The organism is Rhodococcus triatomae (assembly GCF_014217785.1).
Lineage (GTDB): Bacteria > Actinomycetota > Actinomycetes > Mycobacteriales > Mycobacteriaceae > Rhodococcus_F > Rhodococcus_F triatomae.
The window spans coordinates 118,428-143,163 of sequence record NZ_CP048814.1; the positions used below are offsets into that span (position 1 = coordinate 118,428).

A 24,736-nucleotide genomic window follows, 5' to 3' on the forward strand; every position below is an offset into this window, starting at 1 on the left:
GACAGTGCCGGGGCGACGCGGCCGGAACCGAGTGTTCGGAACCGGGTTGTCGGATCCACTGTCCCCCTCGCGTCCCGGCGTACGAGAAAATCTGGAGGTAGATCATGCTCAGCTTGCTCGTGGGCTTCGGTGCCACAGTCCTCAGCCTCGGCATCGGATTGATCCTCAGCGACGCGACCGTCAAGTACGACGTTCGCCCGCTGACCGAATGAGAGGTCCCCGTGGCCGACACGCCCCGGACCTCGGACGATCCCGTGGCCCGGCACGAGCCCGGATCCCGGGAAGACCCTGACGCCTCCGGAGACGGCGGCGCCAGGGTCAGGGCACGGGTGAAACACCCGGTGGCCTGGCTTCGGGCGCGAGCCACCCGGCGGCACGGCGTCACGACGTCGGCCACCGTTCCCGTCGGCGCCGACGAGGTACTCGAGCGCTTGGCCACGCTCCCGCTCAGCACGTGGACCTACGGCTTCGACGAACCGTCGGTGCGTCATCTGGGCCCGATGGCCCAGGACTTCGCCGAGCGATTCGGCCTCGGCTCCTCCGACCGGCACATCGACGCGGTCGATGCCAACGGCATCTGTATGGCCGCCATCCAAGCCCTGTACCGCAAGGTGCGCACGCTCGAGGACGAGGTGCGCGACCTCCGCACGCAATTGACGCCGCGGGTGTGAGCCGGCCGTTCGGGAACGCGCAGCTGCCACGGTCTCCACCTCCGGCGAGCACTGCCCGATGTGTTCCGCCGCGCACGCGTGGGTGGGGCTCGGCGACATCGTGTACATCGTCTCGTCCGCCCAATTCACCGGCTGGCTGGACGAGTTCGGTGTCCGGCCCGGGCCGGTCGCTCCCGGTCCAGGACGTCGCGCCTGGTGTCCGGCTGCGCGGGCCGGTCCCGGAGCTGGTCGACGCGGCGCGGGAGTTGCACCGCAGGCGACACGCTCAGCCACCGAAGAGCAGATAGAGCCCGCCGAACGTGTAGAACACCATGACCAACAGCATCGTCAGCTGACCGGTGAGGCGGTGCCGGCGCGGGAGCACCCGAAGGGCCGTGTCGTGCGCGGCGATCACGCCGAGGACGTGCCCGATCACGACGAAGGCCACCTTGCCGGTCGCCACCACCCCGGGATTCTCGGACAGCACGTAGGAGACCTCGGCACCGTCCGCGCCGACCAGCAGGAAAACCGTCTGCTGCCCCTTCTCCACGAGGTAGGTCAGGTAGTGCGCGAACACGTATCCGAGGACGATCGGGATCAACGACGGCGCGAACAGCCCCGGTAGTGCCCGCCGACGCGTGTCGTCCACACCGCCGGCCGCACGCGCGGCGAACCGGAACGTGAGGCCGACGACGGCGACGAAGCACAGCAGGCCGAGCGTGCGCACGGCGGTGGCCGTGGGCCCGGACGGTACCGAGTCCACCAGATCCATCCACCAGGGGAAGGCGGTGAAACTGTCGAATGCGGTGGACCCGAGCAAGGTCGCCATGAGCGCGACCGTCCCGGCCCTGATCGGCAACGATCCGAGATTGTCCAGCGGGCTGCGCAGCACCACCGCGCCGGACTCCCGGTCGCGACTCCACGGCGACAACCGCGACGCCAACGTGCTGTAGACCTCGAACGGATCGCCACGCTCGCACCACTTCTCGCCGCACACCAGCGCGCCGACGAACGTCACCACGAGGTATGCCAGACACCAGTTCCGCACCGCGACGATCGATCCCGGGTCCGGCGACGCCAGTTCGAGCCACACGAACGCGAACAGTCCGATCACCGCAGGCCGGTATCCCCATCCCTCGGGGTACGGAATCAGTCCCCGATCCGGTGGCCGGCGCAGCCCCGCGCACAGCAGCCGATGCAGCGCACGCACGGGCGAGATCAGTCGCCAGACAGGGCCGAACAGGAGCGAGACGACGACGAGACCGACCCACAGCAGTACATAGATCACGCCGGGAACCGCGTTGTCCGCCCGGTCCTGCGGGCCCGCGAACGCCTCGACCGCCACGAGGGCGGTGAACGCGAGACCGGCCGCAGCGCCGACGAACCTCGTCGCACGCGCATCCACCCCGCGAGTCACCCAGCCCGGCAAGGCGATCGCCCGTCCGTCCGGGTCGAGCTTCGGCGACTTCCACGCGAACGCGACGACCACGAAGGACAACGTCAGCGCCCAGCTCGCGCCGATGAGCGCATACGTGAACGGAATCGGCAGGTCGGTGGACCCGCCGAGACCGTGGGCGCCCAGCTCCGTCACGGCCGCACGAGCAGCGTCGCCACCGTGACCCCCGCATCGTGCAGTTCGACGGCGGTCTGTCCGGGCACGTCGACGACGAACTCGAACTCCTGGACCACCCCGGGGTCGGCACCGACCTCACCGGTGGCCTCCACCGGGAAGGTGTGCTCCGGCACGGAGTGAACGTGCAGTTCGTCCACCGCATCACTGGTCACCCGCAGGACGATCGGCTCGCCCACCGCGGCATCGAGACGGATGTTGGTCGGCTGTACGACGCCGTCCGCTATCCGCACGTCGAGAACCACACCGCCGGTCTCGGTGTCGGTGCCGGTATCCGAGTCGGTGTCACTGTCGGCCGGTGCGGCGGTATTCGTCACCGCTCCCGTCCGCGCCGGGGTGTCGGGCGTCTCCTCCCCCGAGCCGCACGCACCGACGAGTGCGAGCGCCAGCAGGCAAGCGGACGCCGTGAGCGACCTTCTCATGAGAGCCCTTCCGTGTCGTTCCGGGTTTCGGTGCTGCGGGAGTCGGTGTTGCCGGAATCTGTGCTGCCGGAATCTGTGCTGCCGGAATCTGGGAGCCGCCCTTCTACTCCCGATTCCTCGTCTTCCTCGTCGTCGGCCGCCCTGCGATCTCGCATCGCCATGGTGACCACGACGATCGCGACGATGATCGCCGGTACGAAAGCCGGGATCGCCAGCAGGACGGAGTGATCGGCGAGGAGGGCGACGTCCGGATCCCTCACGGCACCGCCGTGGGTTTCGGATCGGCAGGAGACGGGTCCGGTTCCGCGGGAGCCGGGAGTCCGCCCGCATAGCGGCTGATCCGGCCCGCTCCCCACGCGAGCGCTGCCACGAGCAGCAGGCTGCACACGAGCACCACCAGGGACGCGGCACCGAACAACCACGCCGGGTGGTCGAAGTTGCGTTCGCGCTGCAACAGCGTGATCTCGGGAACGAACTCACGGGTGAACGTCTCGGGCGCGGCGGTCTCCTCGGCTCCGATTCCCTCGTCGGCGGGGAGGAAGATCGGCACCGCGGTGAGTGTGCGACCGTCCTGCACACGCAGGACGGTCTTCCAGGTGCCGTCGACCGGAACGGGTGTGGTGCTGCGGAAGGTGTCGGGACCGGTCCGTTCGAGGCGATCGGTGACGAATCCGTTCCCCAGACCCGGCCCACCCTGCCAGGCGAGGATGGACACCCATTCCGGGTCGTCACCGACCAGATCGGCGGGTTCGATCCGCACGTCCGCGGTGACGGTTCTGCCGTCCGCGGCGCCTGCCTCGGTGAGAGCGACGGTCGCGGTGGCGTTCTCGGGGACGGTGGCGATCAGTCCGTTCGCGGTCGAGCCGCCCAGGATCAGTACGGACACGATGACGATGGTTCGCCTGATCGCCGGGCGTGGCAGTCCCTCGCTGCGCAGGACTCGCGCGAGCAGTGCCCCACATGCGCCTGCCGCGATGCCGACGGGTACCGACATCGCCAGCGCCTCGGGCCACATGCTCGTCGGCCACGGGTACAGGTAGACCGCACCGATCCAGAGCGACTCGAGCCACATACCCACCGTCGCGACGAGCACACCGGCGACGGCGCCGAAGAGCACCCGCCGGCGGATCAGCGGTGTCAGCGCGAGGAGTTCGACGACCACGGCGGCACCGAGATAGAGCGCGAACACGTTGTGCGGGGCACCCAGTACGGGGCCGACCATGAGTGCGGTCAGCGCGCGCACCCCGGCGGCGAACAGCACGGCGACCACCGCGGCTCCGGGTCCCAGCACGATCCGCGCCGCGACGAGCGCGAACGCGGCCGCCGCGGTGATCATCATCGGTTGCAGGACGAGCCGGAACTGCTCGACACCGAAGTCGTATTCGATCTGGAACACCGAGAGGCCGATGATCAGACCGCCGAAGGCGAAACAGCGGACGAGCCACATCCCCCTGCCGTCACGAACCGGCTCGCCCGTGGCCGCCTCGCGTGCCTTGCGGCCCTCGTACTCGAGCAGCAGCAATCCGATGAGCGAAAATCCCGCTCCACCGATCAGCATGAGATGGGTGGGCCCCCACAGGGTCACGTCCTGACCGAAGATTCGATGCCAGATGTCGTCGAGCGGAAACCCGATCAACGCGTACAGCCCACAGCCCGCGATGAGGATGCCGCCGACAGGCGCGTACCAGGATCGGGTGATCCGTACGGCGGCCCGGCCCGGTTTCTCACCGCGCGGAAGCACCATGGCCGTCATTCCGGTCACGAACAGCAGGAACAGCCCGACCAGAATGAAGTAGTGCGCGGGATTGGCCAGCGGCCCCTCGTCCCGTCCCCTGCCGATGTGCAGACTCACGTCCCAGATGAAGCCGAAGAATGCACACAGAATGGTCACGACGAACAACACGAGGGGCAGCGCCGCCCACGACGGCCGGTGCAGGCGCTCCGCCGCGACGTCGCCGACCCGTGCAAGCCACGTGATTCGGCCGGTGCGATGCAGGTAGGCCACCCACAACAGTCCGATCGTCAGAACGGTCGTGGCGATCGACATGCCGAACACCTGATCGAGGGCGGCCCCGCCGCCCTCGGCCTGAGCGAAGGCCGTACTCGGGGTTACAGTAACTTCGGTCACGGGACGAGTATGCGGTCGAGGCAAGGGATTCGCCAGACCTTCGTCATCCCGGTGCGTGATCGATAGCTCGCGATCACGATTCGATGTCAGGCGCCGGCGAAGGCTCGAGCGGCGCGATGCAGCGCAGCGCTCACGGCGGCATGCACCGGTCGCGAGCGACTGCCCTGCCGGTAGGCGATCCGCGTCCGTCTGCCGATCGGAAGCGACGTCAACACCACCCCGGCAGGCGCGTCGACAACTCCGAGCTGAGGAACGAGAGCCACGCCTGCACCCTCCGCGACGAGCCGCAGGACGGTCGCGAAGTCATCGATGTGGTGGGCAATGCGTGGCTCGAAGCCCTGCGAGTGGCAGGTGCGCACCGTCATCGCGTGACAGAGGGTGCCGAGGTTGCCCACGATCCAACGACTTTCGGCGTGACTTCGGACCACCGCGAGATCGGACTCGGCCGACAGCGACACCTCCGCCGACGGTTCGGACATCGGCCTAGCAGCCAGGTACACGAACTCGTCCAGAACCGGCTCGACCTCGATGCCCGGACCCAGCTGGGACGGCACGTTGTCGTACTCGTGGACCAGCGCGAGGTCCAGCTGCCGCCCTCGAAGGAGGTCGGGGACACCAGCGGGGTCGACCTCCGTGACCGTCACGTCCATATCCTGGTGCGTCCGACCGAGTTCCCGCAGCGCCGGGACGACGACGGTCCGCAGGGCCGTGGGAAAGGCTCCCAGCCGAACCGACCCCGACAGGCCCGTCTCGCCGGCGACGAGAGCGGCCTCGGCCCGTTCCAGATCGGCGAGAATCACCTCCGCATGCTCGACGAGAACCTCGCCGACCGGGGTGAGGCGCACCCGGCGCCCGGTGCGGGTCAACAGGTCGCGCCCGACCTCTCGTTCGAGGGCGGAGAGTTGTTGCGACACCGCGGAAGGCGTGTATGCCAGGGCCTCGGCAACCGCCGCAATGGTGCCCCTCCGGGCGAGTTCCCTGAGCAGCGTGAGCTTGCGAACGTCGAGCATCAGTTCAGCTTACTTATAGTGGCACAAATAGTAACTGGAACTTGATGATTAGTACGTCGACACTGAGGCCATGGCCTTTGACCCCGCCGCCTTTCGTCCGTCCGGAATCTTCGTTCCTCTCGTCACCCCGTTCGCGGAAGGTGGCGATGTTGCCGCCTCGGACCTGGAGCACCTCGCACACACGGTGATCGACGAGGGAGCTGCCGGGATCGTTGCCCTGGGAACTACCGCCGAGACAGCCACTCTGAGCGCACGGGAACGGCGAGACGTCCTGCGCATCTGCGGTGGGGTGTGCCACGAACGCCGCGTCCCCTTGGTGGTCGGTGCCGGTTCGCCGGACACGGTCGGCACCGTGCGCGCCCTCGACGACCTGGCCCGCGACGTGGACGAGGAATCCGCTGTCGCGGCTGCCCTGGTGGTGGTTCCCTACTACACGCGTCCGACGGAAGCCGGCGTGGTCGCGCACTTCGAATACGTTGCGGACCGCAGCCCGCTGCCCGTGATCGTCTACAACGTGCCGTACCGTACCGGGCAGCACCTCGGTTGGGAATCCATCGTGCGTCTCGCGGAACATCCACGGATCGTCGGGATCAAGCAGGCGGTCGGCTCCCTGGATGCGGACACGGTGCAACTGCTGGCGTCACATCCCACTCCACACGCCTCGTTCTCGATTCTGGCGGGGGACGATGTGCTGGTCCCACCGTTGCTGGCGATGGGTGCAGCGGGCGCGATAGCCGCAGCGGCGAACGTCTGCGCGCCCGAGTTCGTCGAGTTGCTCGGACATTGGCGCCGTGGAGACCTGACGCGGGCGAGAGCACTGGGAAACGAGCTGGCGGCACCGACGGCCGCGCTCATGTCGCATCCCAATCCCACTGCGATCAAGGCCGTCCTCTTCGCCCAGCAGCGGATTTCGGCTCCGGACGTCCGACTCCCCCTCCTTGCTGCCCGTGACCCCGAGAAGGTCGTCGCCACGATCACACGTCTGCGCTCACGCGATCAACGCGCGGAAAGTTCTCGGTACACCCCGACCGGCTAGACAGCCGGCTCGGATCCGCTGCGAACGCCTCCACTCCGCGAACTCCGCGCAAATGGGCGCCGTCGGCGACGGGGACGAATCGGCTGCCGGGCGGTATCCACCGATGCCGGTGGGGTGAACACCGGGTGCCGGTTCCTACCGATCGTCACTTCCCAGTCCGTGGTGTGCAGTAGCCGGTGGTGGGTGCCGCAGAGCAACACGAGGTTGTCGAGGTCGGTGGGTCCGCCGTCCGCCCAATGCCTGATGTGGTGGCCCTCGCACCAGGCGGCGGTGGCTCCGCAGCCCGGGAACGCGCAGCCACCGTCGCGGGCGGCGAGCGCTGTGCGTTGGGCCCTGGTGATAGTGCGGTGGGTGCGTCCCACACTCAACGGGGCACCGTGCTCATCGAGGATGATCGCGGTGACGTTCGCGTCGCAGCCGAGGAGGCGTGCGGTGTTGATGGTCAGTGGCCCCATCCACGGCGACCACGCGATACCCCGCACCTCGGCAAGATCGGAGAGGTCAGCGACATCAGCGGGATCACCAGGATCGGCGGGGTGTGTGTCTGTGTTGTCGGCCGGCTGTGTTCTGCGGGCATACTCTTCCCGCCGGTCCTGACCCAGATCCCGCGCATGTACGTGTACCGACAGGTGCGGACGCTCACCGCCCTCGACGCCCAGATCGCCGAACGCAAGCAGCATCGACAACAACTGGGTGAGTCCGTCCGCGCGGCGCTGCCGCGGCGCACGAGCATCCGGCGTTCCCTCAGATGCGGGCTGTGGGGCCGAGTATTTCGACAGGGCGGTCAGCAGCATCTCCCCGGTCACCGCGTCCACGTCACCACGAATCGCGACCCGACCATTCAGGGTCTTGGACACGTACAGCTCGTTACGGTCGGTGTCCTCACTGGCGGGCTGGTCATCGGATTCGAAGATCGCCTCCAACTTCGCAATCGCCGTGCGGACTCCGTCGGTACGCGCCAACGGCCCGTCCGCCGCCGCCAGCAAAGCAGCGACACACCCCGGTAGAGCCTCGGCGGGCATGCCTTTCGGGGGCTTCGTGCAGAACCGGACGATCAGCAACGCATGCTCGAACGCGATCCGCCCCGCATCGAACGCCTCCGCTACCGCGGGATGCTCGGCCAACCCGGCACCGAGTTCCACGATCCGCCCCGCCGCACCCGGCGACACCACCGTCACCGACGACAACCACCCCTTCGTCGACGCGAAACCATGATCCTCCCGCGTACACCGGCGTTCCACCTCGGCGACCACAGCCACCCGCTGCGCCTCCCACACCGCGATCCTCGCGCTCAACGCGACAGCGTCACACAACAACTCACGAGTGATCCGCTCCCGAAAACGATCCCCCTGATACCCCATACACGAACATTACCTCGAACGGGTGTTCGAAACAAGGCCTCTCTCCTGCGTCAAGATCCTTGGCAGGGTCTCGGAGTTCAGGATTCGGGGCACGGTCAGAAGGCCGAACACATGGCGCGTTCGAGGAGAAGGTGCCGGCGGTGCCGGCCGGAGAGATGCCGGGACGGTGCAGTTGCGGATGCGGCAGAACGGCGCGGCGTTGGTTGACCGGGTCGAGCCGATCGCGGCGAAGTATGCCGCCGAGTGACCGGCGTGGGGGCATCGCACGATCGCCGTCGTGAGCCACGCTGCGACGCCAGGTGTTTCATGATCCACCGACGGAACGAAATAGGTTGCAGCAGAATGCCTTCTCCGAATTCGGAACACCAACGGCGGCATCTGGCGAATCTGCGCGATCCTCGACTACGCCACCGAGCACTGCCTGGCCACCACCGTCACCCCGACCGCCCGCGGCTTGCCGGGTCCCTGGGTGTCGCCCACCCAGAGACCCGGCGAACGGATCAGTCGGGGGTGACGATGGCGAACTCCTTGTCGCCGGGATCCAGAAGTGCACCGAGTCGGCTGAGGACCGATGCGTCGCCGCTGACCTCGATACCGGCTTGCGCGAGACCATCGGCGGTGAGCGCACCACCGGCGAGCGCGGGCAGCGCCGTTCTGGTGGTCGTGAGTGTCACGTCGGCGTCATCACGCTTCGGATAGGTGCTGTAGGTCAGCGCGCCATTGGCCAGCTGCAGGCGGTAGCGCTCGTCGAGGTCGGTGAGCACCACGTCGATCGACAGTTTCTCATCCCACGCCTTGGGCCCGTTGATCTGGATGGCGATGGCGTCGAACAGCATCGACGGGGACAACTGGGCGATGATGTCAGGTGCGTTGGTCTCCGTCGGCGTACCGAAGTTGCCCTCGCGCAATTCCGTGGCACCCGACAGATAGAAGTCACGCCACGTCCCGTTCTCCGCACCGTAACCGAGCTGCTCGTACGTATCGGCCAGCAACGCCTTGGCGTCGGCATGGTCGGGCTGTGCGAAGACCACGTGATTGACGACCTGGGCGACCCATCGGTAGTCGCCGGCGTCGAAATACTCGCGGGCCTTGGACACCACCGCATCGGCACCACCCATGAATTCGACATAGCGCTTGGACTGTTCGACGGGCGTGTGCTCCCACAAACTTGCCGGGTTGCCGTCGAACCACCCGATGTAGCGCTGGTAGATCGCCTTCACGTCGTGGTTGACCGATCCGTAGTAACCATGTGTGCTCCAGGCGTTCTCCAACGCCGGCGGCAACTCGATGGCCTCGGCGATCTCCGGTCCGGTGAGGCCCTTGTTCAGCATCCGCAGCGTCTGATCGTGGACGTAGGCATACAGGTCGCGCTGCTTCGTGAGGAAATCGACGACCCGTTCGTTGTCCCACACCGGCCAATGATGCGACGCGAAGACAGATTCCACCTCGGCACCGAACAGATCGATGGTCTCGGTGAGGTACTTGGCCCACCCGTGCGGATCTCGCACGACCGCTCCCCGCAAGGTCAGCAGGTTGTGCAGGGTGTGCGTGGCATCCTCGGCGGCACACAACGATTTGAAGTCGGGCAGATAGATCAACATCTCCGACGGCGCCTCGGTGTCCGGGGCCATCTGGAACACCAGACGGACACCGTCGACGACTTCCTCGTGTCCGGTCGTGGTGATGATGTCGGTCGGTGGCAGCAGGGTCACGGTGCCGGTCGACAGCGTCTGCCCGAGTCCGGCACCGACCTGCCCCTCCGGACCCCGTGCGAGCGCCGCACCGAACATGTACCCGGCACGACGATTCATCGCGGTCCCGGCGTACACATTCTCCGAGATCGCATGCTCCATGAACCCCTCCGGAGCAAAGATTTTGACGTTGCCCGCGTTGACCTCTTCCTCACTCACGAAGCCGCGGACACCGCCGAAGTGATCGGCATGTGAATGCGTGTAGATGATCGCCTTCACCGGACGATCGCCACGATGCTCGCGATAGAGCTCGAGAGCCGCCCGACCGGTCTCCTCGGTCAGCAAGGTGTCGATGACCACGACGCCGTCGTCACCCTCGATGAACGATGTGTTGGACAGGTCCATGCCGCGCACCTGATAGATACCCGGCACGACCTCGAAGAGGCCCTCGATCGCGCAGAGTTTGGACTGACGCCACAGACTCGGATTGACGGTGTCGGGGGCGTCGCCCTGCAGGAACGAATAGGTGTCGTTGTCCCAGACCACGGTCCCGTCTTCAGCTTTCACCGCGTTCGGCTGCCGCCGGGCTACCAGACCGCGCGTGGCGTCGTCGAAGTCTGCGGTGTCGGAGAAGGGCAGAGAATCGAGCAACTTTCGCTGCTGCTCGACGATGGTCGCTGATGCTGGTTTCCGAGTATTCGCCATACGATTCACCTTGCCATCCTTTGCCGACTCGGTGTCGGCGATCGACAACTGCTGACGGACTTTCTCCAACGCTGCAGTGCAACCAGTCCCGGCCAGATTCTTCGACGCGAGACAGGTGGCGTCTCGCCCTCGACATCGATGAGCGGTTGCCCACCCAGCGCAGCGTAGAAGCGTCGGGCAATCAACCGAGCAACTTGGCCTTCGCTGCCGCGAACTCCTCGTCCGAGAGCACCCCGGACCGGTGCAGGTCCCCGAGGCGGCCGAGCTTCGCGACCAGATCATCCTCGCTCTGGGCGGCGCCCGAAGGCTCCGGCGGCAGCGGGGGCAACGGCGGTGCGGCAGGCGGGGCCTCATACTGCGGCGGCGGCGGCGCCGCGCGCTGCTGGGCATGACGATTCATCGCGTTCGACGTTGCCTGGGCCGTACCCGTGATCACCGCCGTGCGGGCCACGGTACCCAGGAGTCCGGGTCGCCCCACTCGTCCTCTGCGAATCATGTCGGGGTTCCTTCCGTGTCAAGACAAACCTGTCGTACAAGGGCGTGTCGCACCAGGGCGTGTCGCACCAGGGCGTGTCGCACGCACGAGGCGGGACGCCTCACTCGGACGCTGCCTCCTCCTGCGCGGCACGCAGCGCGGCGAGTACCGACTCGTGCGGAATCTGGACGTGCAGGACCACTTCACCGGATGCTTCCCGCGCCGCCACCGCGAACCGCCGCGCCCAGGTCTCCTCGTAGACGACGACCACCGCGGAATTGCCGGGGGCGAGCGTCTCACGCACGATCTCGAGATCCACGTCGCTCACCAGGTCCTGCGCCGCGATCTGCAGGTCTGCGAGTCCGACCTCCCCGAGGTCCTCGTCGACGTCGATCTCGACGACGGTGCCGTCCTCCCCTCTGGTGAGATACACCAGGTCGAGCACCGTCACGTATCCGTGGTCCACCACGTCCCGCAGCGCGGCGACGGTCCCGGCATCGATCACCGTGCCGGGGAAGGAGAGCACGACGAGTTCTACCGGGCCGATCTCGAGGGGGCTGATGTCGTGTGGTTCACCCATGCCCGCCAGCATGGCGGCTCCCGAGTCCTGCCCGCCTCACCCACTACGGATGAGATCGACTCACTCGTCGAGCAGCCCGGCCAGATACTCGACCAACATCCTCGTGGTGACCGGACGGGGCAGAGCCTCGACTGCCGCGAGCACCGTCGCCATGTCCAGATCCTCCCCTGCCTCTCCTGCCGACCCTGCCGTCCCTTTCCGGGGGTCCAATCCGGCGGCCGCCAACGCCCCGGCGACTGCCTCGCCGGGGAGCGCGAGCACGTCGGCGGCGGACACGGACCCGTCGGCGAAGGCCTCGGACAGCGCCGCCAACGCGTCCGGCGGTGCGGCGGGCGGAGCTCCGCGCACCTCCTCGGCGGCGGCGCGCAGCACAGCCTCCAGATCGGGCAGCAACGTCTCGGTCACGGGAGTGACGGTGAGGTGCGTGGTCCGTGCGAGCACCGTGCCGTCCGGCTGGAGCATCGACGGCTGCATCTGCAGGGTGAAGCCGCGCTCCCGGACCGCGTTCGCCCACACGTGCGGGTCGATCGGTGTTCCCGAGTCCGCGTCACTCGCCACCGCGAACACCGGCCCTCGAGGCTGCCCGACCACCCGCAGACCCTCAACCGAATCGACTGTCGCGCAAAGTGATTCGGTTGCCCGACGGATCCGATCGACCAGACCCCGGTAACCCACGTCGCCGAGCGTCTCCGTGATCGCCCACGCCGACGCGAGCGCCGCCGCCGATTTCGAACCCGCAAGCGTCGGGTTCACCACCGGGTACCCCGGCCAGTCGGTGATGCCGAAGTACTGGGCGCGGTGCCGGTCGCGATCACGGTAGAGCAGCAGGGACACTCCCTTCGGCGCGTACCCGTACTTGTGCAGATCCGCGGAGATGCTGCCCACGCCCGGTACCCGGAAGTCCCACTCCGGTAGCGGCTCCGGGGTGTCGCCCCACCACGGCAGCGCCCACCCGCCCAGACAGGCGTCGACGTGTAGCGGGATCCCCCGGGCCGAGGTGGCGGCCGCGACCTCGGCCACCGGGTCGATCGCCCCGATCGGGTAGTTCGGCGCCGACACCACGGCGAGCACCGTGTCCTCACGCAGTGCCTCCGTGAAGGCATCCACCCGTACCGCCCCGGTGCCCGGATCCACCGGGACGCGAACCAACTCGAGCCCGAGCAGGTGCGCGGCCTTCGCGAATGCCGCGTGCACGGTGGTCGGCGCGACCACCGAGCCCGCACCCGGCGATGCCCCGGCGGTGTCGCGAGCGGAGGCGACCGCGAGGATGCAACTCTCGGTGCCCCCGCTCGTGACATTGCCGACCACTCCGGACTCGCCGTGCAGCATCCGGCGCCCGAAGGCGATCAGATCCCGCTCCATCGCCACGGTCGACGGGAACACCGTCGGATCGAGTCCGTTCACCGGCTGCACCAGTCGGGCCGCGCGCGCGGCAATCTCGTCGATCTCGGCGAGTCCGCTGTCGTAGACGTACGACAGCACCCGACCGCCGTGCGTGGGCGCGTCCGCCCGGCGAAGTTCTTCGAGACGACGCAACGCGTCCAGCGCCCGCGGCGTGAGTTCCTCGCTCACTCGGTGTACTCCCTTTCCGGTTCCTCGTGCCCGTGGTCGTCGTGGCCGTGTTCGTCGTGCCCGTCTTCGTCGGGGCCGTGTTCGTCGTGCCCGTCTTCGTCGGGGCCGGGCTCACGCTGGTGGTATCCACGGAGGGCCAGCAGGCTCAGCGCCACCAGGACCGCCGGGAGGATCGAGAAGCCCAGGGCGATGCCCGCGACCGCCGTGTCGCTCTGCGTCACCTGTTCGCCCGCACCCGAGGAGACGAACCCCGTGCTCGCGAGAACCGCAAGGAACACCGCCGGGCCGAACGCCAGGCCGACGGTCTCGGTGGCAGTCCAGACACCCGCCAGGACTCCCCCGCGCTCGGCGCCGCGACGACGCGCATCCGCCTCGATGACGTCCGGCAGCATCGCGAGGGGAAACGCCTGCATCCCGGCATACCCGAGGCCGGCCACCGCCACCGCCGCGTAGATCCAGGCTCCCGGCGACCACACCGCGAACGTCAGCGTCGCCGCCGCGAGGCCGAACAGGGACGAAGCGAGCACCAGCGCGGTGACCTTGCCGCGGTGCCGCGCGAATCGATACCACCAGGGCATGACGAGCAGGGCCGGGGCGACCAGCGCGACGAACAGCAGGGTGAGCGCCGATTCGTCGCCGAGCACGTAGGTCGCCACGTACTGCGCCCCCGCGAGCATGATCGCCGCGGCGAGCGCCTGCGTCGCGAACACGACGACGAGCGCACGGAAGTCACGGACGTCCCGGAGTGCGCGAACCCCGTCGCCATACGCGTCCCGCAGCGACGTCGCAGCCGGCAGACGGACCGGTGGCCGGGCTCGCCGCGCCGAACCCAGACTCGCCCAGAGCATCCCGGCACAGATGACGGATCCGATGACCACCGCCATGACGAGGTATCCCGGGCGGCCGCCGACCAGATCCCGGATCGCCGGGCCCCCGGCGCCGACCGCGAGAATCGTCAGAGCCAGGACGGCGACGCGAACGGTGACGAGTCGGGTGCGCTCGTGGTAGCGGTCGGTGAGCTCGGCGGGCAACGCGATGTAGGGCACCTGGAAGAGGCTGAAGCCGACCGCTGCGAGGAGGAAGAACGTCAGCACCCAGACGGCACCACCGGTTCCCGTCACCGGAGCCGCGAAGGTGGCGACGAAGAGAACCGGCAGTGTGATCGACCCGGCGAGCATCACCGACGTCCGGGTTCCCCGACGCCGCGCGACACGATCGCTGACGGCTCCGATCCACGGGTCGATGACGACGTCGGCGATCTTCGGCACGATCACCACCAGCGACGCCCACGCCGCGGCCACGCCGAGCGTGTCGGTGAGGTAGTACGCGAGCACCAGGCCGGGCAGCACCCCGTATCCCCCGGTGCCCACGCTGCCTGCCGCGTACCCGGCGACGACACCTCGGGGCACGCGGCTGTGCGTGGGGACGTCGCTCCGCGTTCCGCGTGCCGCTCCCATGTGCGACACAGTAAGGCCGTATCGTCGAATGCGGAACGGAAAACGTCAGCTCGAGCCGAAAATGGACGTTTGTCCAAGATGGGCCGCGGCAGACCCGGACAGCCGGGCTACATGTCCAACCCGAGATCGAGCACGGCCACCGAATGGGTGAGCGCACCGACCGCGAGGAAGTCGACTCCGGTACCGGCGTAGTCCGCCGCGACGTCCAGGCTCAGCCCACCCGAGGACTCGAGCCTGGTCTCCGGTGCCACGGCGTTGCGGCGCTGGACGGCGATCTGTGTCTGCCACACCGGGAAGTTGTCGAGCAACACCAGCTGCGGGCGCTCCGGCAGGATCTCGTCGAGCTGTTCGAGACTGTCCACCTCCACCTCGCACTCGATGTCGGGGGCCACCGCACGCACCGCGTGCAGGGCCGCCACCACCGATCCCGCAGCCGCCACGTGATTGTCCTTGATCAGCGCAGCATCCCCGAGACCCATGCGATGGTTCTCGCCACCACCGACGCGGACCGCGTACTTCTGCAGGGACCGCAACCCGGGCAGCGTCTTTCGGCTGTCCCGGATCCGGGCACCCGTGCCGTCGACGGCATCGACCCACTCCGCCGTCGCGGTCGCGATCCCGGAGAGGTGGCACATGAGGTTGAGCATCGTCCGCTCGGCCGTCAGCAGTCGCCGAGTGGGCGCATGCACGGTCAGGACCGCGGCGCCGGCTTCCACGCGGGCACCGTCGTCCGCTCGAGACCTAACCTCGTAGGCGTCGGCACCGACGACCTCGTCCAGCACCACCAGCCCGACGTCCACACCCGCGATCGTCCCGGGAACTCGGGCGACGACCGACGCGGTCGCCACGGCATCCGCGGGAACGGTCGCCTCGGTGGTGACGTCCGGCCCGTACCGGAGGTCCTCGTCCAGCGCCGTCCGTACGAGCGCGACGATCTCGCTGCGCGTCGGCAATCCGGTTCGGGTGTCGGCGGACATCACAGAGCTCCTGTCAACTGCGGTTGGACGATCTCGATGCGCCCGTCGCGCAGGCGCACCGTCATCGACGAGGGCGGTACCGTCTCGGACCGTCTCGGCGCCGGGGACGGACCCGCGCCGTCCGACCGGGTATGGCATCCGACGCTCTCGCGGCGTGCCGACGCCGCCGTCACGAGTGCCGTCGCGGCGACGGTGAGCGCGGCATCCTCGATCTCGTGCACCGTGCGGGGCCCCACGGACCCGGACTCGAGCAGTCGGTGCACCACCGTGAGACCGGCGGCGTCGCGCACCACCGATGCGTGCGCGGTCATCGCCGCCTGAAGTGTCGGTCGATCGACGACCGGCCGGTGCGGCAGGCCGGCCTCCCGCACCGTCACCCGGATGCCGGCTCGCCCAGCAGCCTCGGTACCGGCACGTTCGCCGACGACCAGCCCCTCGAGCAGGCTGTTCGACGCCAGCCGGTTCGCCCCGTGCAGGCCCGTCCGAGCCACCTCGCCCGCCGCGTACAGCCCCGGCACCTGCGTCCGGCCGAATGTGTCGGTCACGACCCCACCGCACGAGTAGTGCGCCGCAGGCGCCACCGGGATGAGGTCCGAGCGGGAATCGATGCCCGCGGCGCGACACGAGGCGGTCACCGTCGGGAACCGCTCGGCGAACCCGTCGAGATGCCGGGCGTCCAGATACACGTGATCCGAACCGGTCTCGGCCATACGATGGTGGATGGCCCGGGACACCACGTCCCGGGGCGCCAGGTCGCCGAGCGGATGCACGCCGTCGGTGACACCGCGTCCCGAACCGTCGATCAGGCGCGCGCCCTCACCACGTACGGCCTCGCTCACCAGCGGGCGGCGTCCTGCACCAGCCGCGCCGGGCACGTACAGCACGGTGGGGTGGAACTGCACGAACTCGAGGTCCGCGACGGCGGCGCCCGCGTCCAGCGCGAGCGCGAGACCGTCGCCGGTGGCGCCCGCCGGATTGGTACTGCTCGTGTACAACTGGCCGAGCCCACCGGTCGCGAGTATCACTGCGGGCGCGTGGATCACACCGTAGCCGCGGCTGTCGTGGGCCAGGATTCCGGTGACCCCGGCGGCCTCGGTGACCACACGCAGCACGGTGGTTCCGAACCGGACGGACCCGGACGTCGCGATACCAGTTCTCCCGGCCCCCACCCCGGCGAGCAGGGCGCGCTGCAACTCGGCCCCGGTCGCGTCACCTCCGGCATGCAGGATCCGTCGGCGGCTGTGCCCACCCTCCCGGGTGCGGGCGAGCCGCCCGTCGGGGCCACGGTCGAACACGACACCCGCCGCGACGGCACGTGCTACCGCATCCGGGCCCGCCGCGAGGATCTCGCGTACCGCCGGTTCGTCACACAGACCCCCGCCGGCAGCAAGGGTGTCGGCGACATGGGAGTCGACGGACGTCTCGTCGTCAGCCAGGACGGCCACCCCGCCCTGCGCGTACTGGGTCGCGGTGTCCGTCGGCCCGCCCTTGGCGAGAACCAACGGGGAGACGCCGAGCGACGCGGCGGCCCGGGCCGCAGTCAGACCCGCGACCCCGCCGCCGACGATCACGAGACCAGCGCGTTCCTCCCACGCCACCGTCGGCGCCGTCGTCACTCCCCGCCGCCGGGGTTTCCGATCTCGATCATGCGCTGCACGGACATCCGGGCCCGGGACGCCGTTTCGGCGTCGACGTGCACCTCGTCCTTGCCCTCGAGCAGGCACCGCAGCAACGCGGCCGGGGTGATCATCTTCATGTACGGGCAGGATGCGCGATCGTTGACCGCCTGGAAGTCCACGTCGGGGGCCGCCAGGCGCAGCTGGTGGAGCATGCCGACCTCGGTCGCGACGAGAACCTGCCGGGCACCGGTCTCGCGGGCGGCGTCGAGCATGCCGCCGGTCGAGAGGATCTTCACCTTGTCCTCCGGTACGAAGCCTTCGCCGGCGAGGTACAGCGCGGATGTCGCGCATCCGCACTCGGGATGCACGAACAGCTCGGCGTCCGGGTGCGACTGTGCCTTGGCGGTGAGCTCGTCGCCGTTGATGCCGGCGTGCACGTGGCACTCCCCCGCCCAGATGTGCATGTTCTCCCGGCCGGTGACGCGCTTGACGTGCGCCCCGAGGAACTGGTCGGGCAGGAACAGCACTTCCCGATCCGGGTCGATGGACGCGACCACGTCGACCGCGTTCGACGACGTGCAGCAGATGTCGGTGAGCCCCTTGACCTCTGCCGTGGTGTTGACGTACGAGACCACGACCGCGTCCGGATACTCCGCCTTCCACGCCCGCAGGTCCGCGGCCGTGATCGAGTCCGCGAGCGAGCACCCGGCACGCTCGTCCGGAATCAACACTGTCTTGTCCGGGCTGAGGATCTTGGCGGTCTCGGCCATGAAGTGCACCCCGCAGAACACGATCGTGTCCTCGGGAGCCTCGGCCGCGATCCTGGAGAGCGCGAGGGAGTCGCCCACGTGGTCGGCGACGTCCTGGATGGCCGGCAACTGGTAGTTGTGCGCGAGCAGGGTGGCGCCACGTTTGCGCGCGAGGCGCTTGATCTCGGCAGCCCATTCGGCACTCGCTTCGACACCGGTGTACCCACCGGGCGCATCGTGGATCCGCGCGGTGCTCTCCGCCCACAACGTCGTGCTCGTCATGGTTTGCTCCTTCGGCCTGAACCCGGACGCCTGTGGCCCGAATTGTCGAAATTCCGGTTTTCGACTTATGATCGAAAACATGGTCCATGGTAGCACTGCCCACGAAGTACTCACCGCGGTGTTCCAGGTTCGGCCCGTGGCGGAGCCGATCAATGCAGGTCAGCAAGGTGATTCGCGTCACGCACCCGAGCTCGAGGTTCTCCTGTGGCAACGCGCCCTCGAACCACGGAAGGGTGCATGGTCACTGCCCGGCGGCCGCCTCGGCGACGACGAAGACCTCACCACGTCCGCCCGCCGGCAACTCGCCGAGAAGGTGGACGTCCGGGAGGTCGCCCACCTCGAGCAGCTGTCCGTGTTCAGCGACCCGCACCGGGTTCCGGGGCCGCGCACCATCGCCTCGACCTTCCTCGGCCTCGTCCCGATGCCCGCCGATCCGAGCCTGCCGTCCGACACGGCGTGGCATCCCGTGGCGAACCTGCCGGAGATGGCGTTCGACCACCGCACCGTCGTCGACCATGCCCGTACCCGGCTCGCCGCGAAACTCTCCTACACGAACATCGCCTTCGCGCTCGCCCCCGACGAGTTCTCCATGTCGGAATTGCGCGAGATCTATTGCGCCGCACTCGGCTACCAGGTGGACGCGACGAATCTCCAGCGCGTGCTCAGCCGCCGCGGCGTCATCACGGCGACGGGCCACACCGCGAGGTCCGGGCGGGCCGGGGGCCGCCCGCCCGCCCTCTACCGCTTCACCGATCATGCCCTGCGGGTGACCGACGAGTTCGCGGCCCTGCGACCTCCCACCTGATACGCCCCGGCCGCCGCCTGCCCGACCCGCACGGCGGATCGGGATCCGCAGATCGTTTCGGGCCCTATTGCGTGTGCTGATGCGGAACACCCATGCGGACGGCGTCCGGCTCCGCCGTGGTCGCGTCGGCTTGCTCGGCCTCCCCGGCTTGCTCGGCCTCTCCAGTCTGCGCCGCGGCGCCCTCCTCCCCCACGCCCAGATCGTCGTAGGGGCTCAGCAGCGCCAGGACGGCGATGACCACCGCGGCGGCGATCGGCTGGAACACCAGCACCAGCGGTGTCCCGAGACCGGGGGCGGTCGCGACGACGTCCCCGACTCCGGCACCCGAGACCGTGGAGAACCGCAGCATCTGCACGCCCAGGCCCGCAGCTGCCATCGCACCGGCTCCCGCGCCGGCCCCCGCCAGGAGCGCGGCGAGCAGAACCAGGCCCCGGCTGCGTCGCACGGTCCAGGACGCCGCGGCCGTGAGAACTCCCACGAGCATCCCGGCACAGGCGAACATCGCGGCCGCGTCGAAACGGTGCAGGTTCTCACCGGTGAGCAGCACGGCCGAGCCCGGGTCCACCACCAGGACCTGCTGCGCCGGGACCCACAGCGCCCAGACGATGCCGGCGAACACACCGGCACCGACGGAACCCGCGAACACGACCAGGGCATCACGCAGGGGCCACGGCGGTGACCGCAGAGGAGAACGTGACCACCGGGAAGAACTGGGCAGGGACTTCACCCGAGCGACGCTACCGGTGACCGCCCTGCCGCGAGTCCGACACTCCGTGCCGCGAACACTTCGCCCACCAGCCGTCCGGGCTGATCTGAACGACCATCCGGCGCCCGCATTCGGTGCAGTACCGCGGCGGCTCCAGGCCCAGCAGCGCAGCCTGCGGCACCGCATCGTCGACACCCGGCGTGATCACCGCGCCGGTGAAGGGGTTGTACAACGCCACGGCAGCGGTGTTCGGGGTGGTCGAGGGCGGGGCGGTCGACAGAGCGGACGGCCCGTCGGGAATCGTCATGTCCGGGCCTCAGAGGGTGTCGTTGAGGGCCTTGATCGGCATCTGCAGATCGACCAGCAGGTCCAGATCCTTCTCCGCGGGACGGCCGAGCGTGGTCAGGTAGTTGCCGACGATCACGGCGTTGATGCCACCGAGGATGCCCTTCTCCGCCCCCAGGTCGCCGAGGGTGATCTCCCGCCCGCCCGCGAACCGCAGAATCGTGCGGGGCAGCGCCAGCCGGAAGGCCGCCACCGACTTGAGCGCCTCACTCGCCGGCAGCACCTCGAGGTCGCCGAACGGCGTGCCCGGACGCGGGTTGAGGAAGTTCAGCGGCACCTCGTCCGGCTCGAGCCCGGCCAGATCGGAGGCGAACTCGGCCCGCTGTTCGAGGCTCTCCCCCATACCCAGGATTCCGCCACAGCACACCTCCATGCCGGCGTCGCGCACCATCCGGAGCGTGTTCCACCGCTCCTCCCACGTGTGGGTGGTGACCACGTTCGGGAAGTGCGAGCGGGCGGTCTCGAGATTGTGGTTGTAGCGGTGCACTCCCATGGCGGCGAGCTGATCCACCTGCTCCTGGGACAGCATGCCCAGCGAGCACGCGATCTGGATGTCGACCTCGTTGCGGATGGCCTCGATCCCCGCGGCGACCTGGGCGAGCAGCCGTTCGTCGGGACCGCGGACGGCCGCGACGATGCAGAACTCGGTCGCGCCGGACTTCGCCGTCTGCTTCGCGGCCTCCACCAGGCTGGGAATGTCGAGCCACGCAGCGCGCACCGGCGAGGCGAACAGCCCGGACTGGGAACAGAAGTGGCAGTCCTCCGGGCATCCGCCGGTCTTGAGGCTGATGATGCCCTCGACCTCGACCTCGGGCCCGCACCACTTCATCCGCACGTCGTGCGCGAGAGCCAGCAGATCCTCGAGGCGCTCGTCGGGCAGTTGCAGGACCTCGAGAACCTCGGCCCGGTCGAGGCCCTCGCCGCGGTCGAGAACCTGCGCACGGGCGCGGTCGAGAATATCGGTCTGCACAGATGCGGAGGTCACACGCAACTCCTCGGGGTCACCGGTGACTCAGAATTGAACACCGTACAAGTTGAACGGCGTTCACGTTAGAGTCGTGGGTGGGATAGTGTCAACGCCGGACCCCGAACGGGTAGCGGTGGAAGGGAATCCGAGAGTGCAATTGCGACGCGGCGACGTACTCGACGGCGCGATGGCCATTCTCGACGAGTACGGCCTCGCCGACCTGACGATGCGCCGCCTGGCGACCTCGCTCGGCGTGCAGCCGGGCGCGCTGTACTGGCACTTCCCCAACAAGCAGACCCTCCTCGGCGCGATGGCGGACACGATCCTCGACGGGGTCGACGCCCCCGTGACCGCCGAGAGCGGCGCGGTGGACTGGGACCAGGAGTTCTTCGCACTGGCGCACCGGATGCGCTCGGCGTTGCTGGCACATCGGGACGGGGCCGAACTCGTCTCCGCCACCTACGCGTCCCGCCTGGCCAGCTCACGGACGCGGGACGCCTTCGCCTCGACCGGCCGCCGAGCCGGGCTCTCCCGCGAGCACGCCGAGCTCGCGTCCTACTCCCTGCTGTACTACGTGCTGGGCCACACCGTGGACGAGCAGTCACGCGCCCAGATGGAATCGGCGGGCGCCCTCACCCGGGGGCCCCTGACGCCGGATGCACCCCCGCACGACGCCACTGCGGACGAGGACCTCCTCGACGGTGACCCCGCCGTGCGGTTCGACTTCGGCCTCGTGCTCTTCGTCGACGGGATCCGGGCGAGACTGGCCGCGCCGACGAGCAGCGCTCACCACTGATTCCTGCTCGGGACTCCCCCGCCGATGAGTTCCGGCGGCGCCTCGGGTCCATACCTCCAGGCGCATCCGTGCGCTGCACGACGTCCGCACCACCCTGGAGGAATCCGTGATCAACAGCATCCTGCTCTCGAGCACCGCCCCGGAACGCCTGCGCGACTGGTACGCGAGTGCATTCGGCGTGGCCACCGAGCGCACTCCCGGCGAGCCCGGCTACGACGTGCTCGATTTCGACGGCTTCTACGTCATGCTCGACCGGCGCGACGACGTCGGGTCCGCCAATCCGGAGCCCGGCCGTGTCATCCTCAACGTGGAGGTGGAGGACGCCCGCGGCACCGCCCGGCGGCTCGACGAGATCGGCACCCGCTGGTTGGCACCGCTCGAGGACCGTGACGGCAGCTGGTTCGCCACGGCCGTCGATCCCGACGGCAACTACGTGCAGTTGATCCAGTTGAGCGAGAAGATGAAAGCCGAGATGTCCTGAGAACGCACCAGCTTCGAGAGGAACCCTCATGTTGACCGATGCCCGCGGCTTCAGCGGCTTCGCCGTCCGCGACGTCGACACCGCACGCAGCTTCTACCGTGACGTCCTGGGTCTCGAGGTGGGAGACCCGGGGATGGGGCTGCTGAGCCTCCGGCTTCCCCAGGGTCCGGAAGTGCTGGTGTACCCCAAACCCGACCACGTAGCCGCGACCTACACGATCCTCAACTTCTCGGTGGGCGACATCGACGCCACCGTGTCCGCTCTCGCCGAGCACGGCGTCACGTTCGTCCACTACGAGGGGTTCGAGCAGGACGACCTCGGTATCGCCCGCGGGGACGGAGAGCACGGCCCGGACATCGCGTGGTTCACCGATCCGTCGGGAAACATCCTGTCTGTGCTCGCCGAGTAGTCACCGGCCGATCGATCGGGTCGTGACCGACTCGGGCAGATCCACCCAGGTGGAGGCGGCCGCGGTGAAGGCGCCGCGGTCGTACCCGCCGGCACCCGCGGGCACGGCCCCGAGTACCGGCACCCCGGTCACCCGGGGCAGATCCTCGAGGTTGCACTGCTCGGCCAGGTCCGGCTGCGACGGCCAGGATCCGAGGACGAGACCGAGGCAGTCCAGGCCCGCCTCGGCCACGGCGCGCACGGTGAGTTCGGAATGGTTGAGCGTGCCCAGACCGGCAGCGGCGACCACGAGAACCGGCGCGGACAGCTCGCGCGCGAGATCGAGGACGGTGAAGCCACCGAATCCCAGCCGCACCAGCACGCCTCCGGCGCCCTCGACCAGGACCAGGTCGTGGCCGAACTCGAGCTCCCGCACCCGGTCCACGACGTCCTCCGCCGTGAGCATCGGCATTCCCGCGCGGCGGGCGGCGGTGTCCGGGGCGAGCGGGTCCGGGTAGCGGACCAGCTCGGTCAACGTCGTCGCCCCGGCGAGCCTGGCGACCTCGGCGAGATCTCCGGGCGCCCCCGGCGCAATTCCGGTCTGGGCGGGTTTGCACACGGCCACCGTCGATCCACGGCCGAGCGCGACGGCGGCGATCGCCGCGGTGACCACCGTCTTCCCGACGTCGGTGGAGGTTCCGGTGACGACGAGGACGCTCATGCGCGCGTCCCGTCGAGGACCTCGCCCAGGACCTGCGCGATCCGGTCGAGTTCGTCGTCGGTGAGCGACGCCCGCGCCGTGAGCCGGAGCCGGGACGTTCCTTCCGGCACGGACGGCGGACGGAAGCAGCCGACGTGCACGCCCAGTTCGCGGCACCGCACGGAGGCGTCGTAGGCCCGCTGCGGATCCCCCAGGACGAGCGAGACGACCGCGGATTCGGGACGGCCCGCGCCGCCCAGTGCGGCGAGGTCCCGAGCCCGGTCCAGGACGGCGCGGGCGCGGGCTGGTTCGCGCCGCAGCACCGACAGTGCGCCGCGCGCGGCACCGACCGCCGCCGGGGCCAGTCCGGTATCGAAGATGAACGTGCGTGCACTGTCGATCAGGTGGGCTCGCACCGGTTCCGCGGCGAGTACCGCACCACCCTGGCTGGCCAGCGACTTCGACAGGGTCGCGGTGACGACGAGATCCGGCGCGCCGGCGAGACCGCTCTCGTGCACCCAGCCGCGGCCCCCGTCGCCGCGCACCCCGATGCCGTGCGCCTCGTCGACGAGGAGCAGGGCATCGTGCTCGCGACACACGCGGTGCAACTCGCGCAGTGGGGCCAGATCGCCGTCCGCGCTGAACACCGAGTCGGTGACCACGAGGGCACGCTCTTCCTGCCGAGTCGCGAGGGCGCTCTCGATCGCGGCGACGTCGGCGTGGGGGGCCACCGCCACGCGCGCGCGGGAGAGCCGGCACGCGTCCACGATCGAGGCGTGGGAGCCGGCGTCCGACACGATCAGGGCGCCCGGCCCCGACAACGCCGTGACGGCCCCGAGGTTGGCCGCGTAGCCGGAGGAGAACACCAGTCCGGCGTCGGCTCCGACGAAGGCGGCGAGCTCGGCCTCGAGCAGTTCGTGGTCGACCGTGGTGCCGGTGACCAGGCGGGACCCGGTGGCTCCCGCGCCCCAGCGCACGAGCGCCTCGGTGGCCGCGGCCACGACGTCGGGGTGCCGGACCAGACCGAGGTAGTCGTTGGACGCCAGGTCGATCAACGGACTGTCGGCGGCTCGCGGGCGCAGTTCCCGGCGAAGACCTGCCGCTCGACGTTGCCGTTCGAGGCCTCCGAGCCAGCCGAGCGAGGCGAGCTGCGTGAGCGAGGTGGGGGTCATGCGCACCGACCATACTTGAACACTGTTCAACAC

Annotated in this window: 25 protein-coding genes and 1 pseudogene; 7 read left to right on the forward strand and 19 right to left on the reverse strand. The window is 69.1% G+C overall.

Going from position 1 to position 24,736, the window contains the following annotated elements; all coding sequences use genetic code 11:
- Positions 1 to 221: 221 nt before the first annotated feature.
- Entirely contained in the window at positions 222 to 671 is a 450-nt protein-coding gene (locus G4H71_RS00575; protein ID WP_246442656.1) for a tail fiber domain-containing protein, read from the forward strand.
- A gap of 13 nt (positions 672 to 684) precedes the next feature.
- Positions 685 to 958, forward strand: a pseudogene (locus tag G4H71_RS22465) (tRNA-specific adenosine deaminase); the annotation flags it as partial.
- Here G4H71_RS22465 and G4H71_RS00580 read toward each other — a convergent pair.
- From G4H71_RS00580 to G4H71_RS00600, 5 genes are all read right to left on the reverse strand, one after another.
- Entirely contained in the window at positions 937 to 2,241 is a 1,305-nt protein-coding gene (locus tag G4H71_RS00580) for a hypothetical protein (protein WP_072737778.1), read from the reverse strand. The pseudogene G4H71_RS22465 and the gene G4H71_RS00580 sit on opposite strands and share 22 nt — an antisense overlap.
- Positions 2,238 to 2,702, reverse strand: a complete 465-nt coding sequence (locus tag G4H71_RS00585; RefSeq protein ID WP_072737777.1) for a hypothetical protein — start codon at positions 2,700 to 2,702, stop codon at positions 2,238 to 2,240. Before G4H71_RS00585 ends, G4H71_RS00580 begins: the two co-directional genes overlap by 4 nt.
- Entirely contained in the window at positions 2,699 to 2,962 is a 264-nt protein-coding gene (locus G4H71_RS00590) for a hypothetical protein (protein ID WP_072737776.1), read from the reverse strand. Before G4H71_RS00590 ends, G4H71_RS00585 begins: the two co-directional genes overlap by 4 nt.
- Positions 2,959 to 4,749, reverse strand: a complete 1,791-nt coding sequence (locus G4H71_RS00595; RefSeq protein ID WP_246442860.1) for a hypothetical protein — start codon at positions 4,747 to 4,749, stop codon at positions 2,959 to 2,961. The genes G4H71_RS00590 and G4H71_RS00595 overlap by 4 nt, the downstream gene beginning before the upstream one ends.
- Before the next feature lie 167 nt (positions 4,750 to 4,916).
- A complete protein-coding gene (locus tag G4H71_RS00600; protein WP_072737775.1) occupies positions 4,917 to 5,840 on the reverse strand; it encodes a LysR family transcriptional regulator in 924 nt (307 codons plus the stop codon).
- Between the two features lie 70 nt (positions 5,841 to 5,910).
- Between G4H71_RS00600 and dapA the strand changes: the two genes are divergently transcribed.
- Positions 5,911 to 6,876: a 4-hydroxy-tetrahydrodipicolinate synthase gene (gene dapA, locus G4H71_RS00605; RefSeq protein ID WP_072737774.1), complete on the forward strand. Its 966-nt coding sequence runs from the start codon at positions 5,911 to 5,913 to the stop codon at positions 6,874 to 6,876.
- Here dapA and G4H71_RS00610 read toward each other — a convergent pair.
- From G4H71_RS00610 to nadA, 9 genes are all read right to left on the reverse strand, one after another.
- Positions 6,873 to 8,237 carry an HNH endonuclease signature motif containing protein gene (locus tag G4H71_RS00610; protein ID WP_072737773.1) on the reverse strand — a complete coding sequence of 455 codons (1,365 nt, stop codon included), beginning with the start codon at positions 8,235 to 8,237 and terminating at the stop codon, positions 6,873 to 6,875. The two genes, dapA and G4H71_RS00610, sit on opposite strands and share 4 nt — an antisense overlap.
- A 500-nt stretch (positions 8,238 to 8,737) precedes the next feature.
- A complete protein-coding gene (locus G4H71_RS00615; RefSeq protein ID WP_072737862.1) occupies positions 8,738 to 10,633 on the reverse strand; it encodes an alkyl/aryl-sulfatase in 1,896 nt (631 codons plus the stop codon).
- 181 nt (positions 10,634 to 10,814) lie between these two features.
- Positions 10,815 to 11,129 carry an SHOCT domain-containing protein gene (locus G4H71_RS00620; RefSeq protein ID WP_072737772.1) on the reverse strand — a complete coding sequence of 105 codons (315 nt, stop codon included), beginning with the start codon at positions 11,127 to 11,129 and terminating at the stop codon, positions 10,815 to 10,817.
- 100 nt (positions 11,130 to 11,229) lie between these two features.
- Positions 11,230 to 11,688 carry a DUF6325 family protein gene (locus G4H71_RS00625; protein WP_072737861.1) on the reverse strand — a complete coding sequence of 153 codons (459 nt, stop codon included), beginning with the start codon at positions 11,686 to 11,688 and terminating at the stop codon, positions 11,230 to 11,232.
- Positions 11,689 to 11,748: 60 nt separating this feature from the next.
- Positions 11,749 to 13,260 carry a pyridoxal phosphate-dependent decarboxylase family protein gene (locus G4H71_RS00630; RefSeq protein ID WP_072737771.1) on the reverse strand — a complete coding sequence of 504 codons (1,512 nt, stop codon included), beginning with the start codon at positions 13,258 to 13,260 and terminating at the stop codon, positions 11,749 to 11,751.
- Positions 13,257 to 14,717 carry an MFS transporter gene (locus G4H71_RS00635; protein WP_072737770.1) on the reverse strand — a complete coding sequence of 487 codons (1,461 nt, stop codon included), beginning with the start codon at positions 14,715 to 14,717 and terminating at the stop codon, positions 13,257 to 13,259. The genes G4H71_RS00630 and G4H71_RS00635 overlap by 4 nt, the downstream gene beginning before the upstream one ends.
- A gap of 107 nt (positions 14,718 to 14,824) precedes the next feature.
- On the reverse strand, positions 14,825 to 15,694 hold the full coding sequence (gene nadC, locus G4H71_RS00640) for a carboxylating nicotinate-nucleotide diphosphorylase (RefSeq protein ID WP_072737769.1): 870 nt from the start codon (positions 15,692 to 15,694) through the stop codon (positions 14,825 to 14,827).
- Positions 15,694 to 17,310 (reverse strand): L-aspartate oxidase, encoded by a 1,617-nt coding sequence (locus G4H71_RS00645; protein ID WP_072737768.1) that lies wholly within the window; start codon positions 17,308 to 17,310, stop codon positions 15,694 to 15,696. Before G4H71_RS00645 ends, nadC begins: the two co-directional genes overlap by 1 nt.
- Positions 17,307 to 18,344 (reverse strand): quinolinate synthase NadA, encoded by a 1,038-nt coding sequence (nadA, locus tag G4H71_RS00650; protein WP_072737767.1) that lies wholly within the window; start codon positions 18,342 to 18,344, stop codon positions 17,307 to 17,309. The genes G4H71_RS00645 and nadA overlap by 4 nt, the downstream gene beginning before the upstream one ends.
- Positions 18,345 to 18,423: 79 nt before the next feature.
- Between nadA and G4H71_RS00655 the strand changes: the two genes are divergently transcribed.
- Positions 18,424 to 19,149 carry an NUDIX hydrolase gene (locus G4H71_RS00655; RefSeq protein WP_072737860.1) on the forward strand — a complete coding sequence of 242 codons (726 nt, stop codon included), beginning with the start codon at positions 18,424 to 18,426 and terminating at the stop codon, positions 19,147 to 19,149.
- A 64-nt stretch (positions 19,150 to 19,213) separates the two neighbouring features.
- Here G4H71_RS00655 and G4H71_RS00660 read toward each other — a convergent pair whose 3' ends face one another.
- The 3 genes from G4H71_RS00660 to bioB are packed head-to-tail and all read right to left on the reverse strand — an operon-like array spanning position 19,214 to position 21,185.
- Positions 19,214 to 19,876 (reverse strand): DUF2567 domain-containing protein, encoded by a 663-nt coding sequence (locus G4H71_RS00660; protein ID WP_174561843.1) that lies wholly within the window; start codon positions 19,874 to 19,876, stop codon positions 19,214 to 19,216.
- A gap of 10 nt (positions 19,877 to 19,886) precedes the next feature.
- Positions 19,887 to 20,162, reverse strand: a complete 276-nt coding sequence (bsaP, locus tag G4H71_RS00665) for a biotin synthase auxiliary protein BsaP (protein ID WP_307718303.1) — start codon at positions 20,160 to 20,162, stop codon at positions 19,887 to 19,889.
- A gap of 9 nt (positions 20,163 to 20,171) precedes the next feature.
- The gene (gene bioB, locus G4H71_RS00670; protein WP_072737766.1) at positions 20,172 to 21,185 is read right to left on the reverse strand and encodes a biotin synthase BioB; all 1,014 of its coding nucleotides are present in this window, start codon (positions 21,183 to 21,185) and stop codon (positions 20,172 to 20,174) included.
- A gap of 133 nt (positions 21,186 to 21,318) precedes the next feature.
- On the opposite strand from bioB, the gene G4H71_RS00675 reads away from it, so the two are divergent.
- The 3 genes from G4H71_RS00675 to G4H71_RS00685 all read left to right on the forward strand — a co-directional run bounded on the left by G4H71_RS00675 (position 21,319) and on the right by G4H71_RS00685 (position 22,853).
- Complete coding sequence (locus G4H71_RS00675; RefSeq protein ID WP_072737765.1) at positions 21,319 to 21,963, forward strand: TetR/AcrR family transcriptional regulator C-terminal domain-containing protein; 645 nt, start codon at positions 21,319 to 21,321, stop codon at positions 21,961 to 21,963.
- A 94-nt stretch (positions 21,964 to 22,057) separates the two neighbouring features.
- A complete protein-coding gene (locus G4H71_RS00680; RefSeq protein WP_072737764.1) occupies positions 22,058 to 22,444 on the forward strand; it encodes a VOC family protein in 387 nt (128 codons plus the stop codon).
- Positions 22,445 to 22,472: 28 nt separating this feature from the next.
- On the forward strand, positions 22,473 to 22,853 hold the full coding sequence (locus tag G4H71_RS00685; protein WP_072737763.1) for a VOC family protein: 381 nt from the start codon (positions 22,473 to 22,475) through the stop codon (positions 22,851 to 22,853).
- Here the strand turns inward: G4H71_RS00685 and bioD are convergent, their stop codons facing one another.
- Together bioD and G4H71_RS00695 are read right to left on the reverse strand one after the other, a co-directional pair.
- The gene (gene bioD, locus G4H71_RS00690) at positions 22,854 to 23,552 is read right to left on the reverse strand and encodes a dethiobiotin synthase (protein WP_072737762.1); all 699 of its coding nucleotides are present in this window, start codon (positions 23,550 to 23,552) and stop codon (positions 22,854 to 22,856) included.
- Positions 23,549 to 24,703 (reverse strand): 8-amino-7-oxononanoate synthase, encoded by a 1,155-nt coding sequence (locus G4H71_RS00695; protein ID WP_072737761.1) that lies wholly within the window; start codon positions 24,701 to 24,703, stop codon positions 23,549 to 23,551. The genes bioD and G4H71_RS00695 overlap by 4 nt, the downstream gene beginning before the upstream one ends.
- Positions 24,704 to 24,736 lie beyond the last annotated feature (33 nt).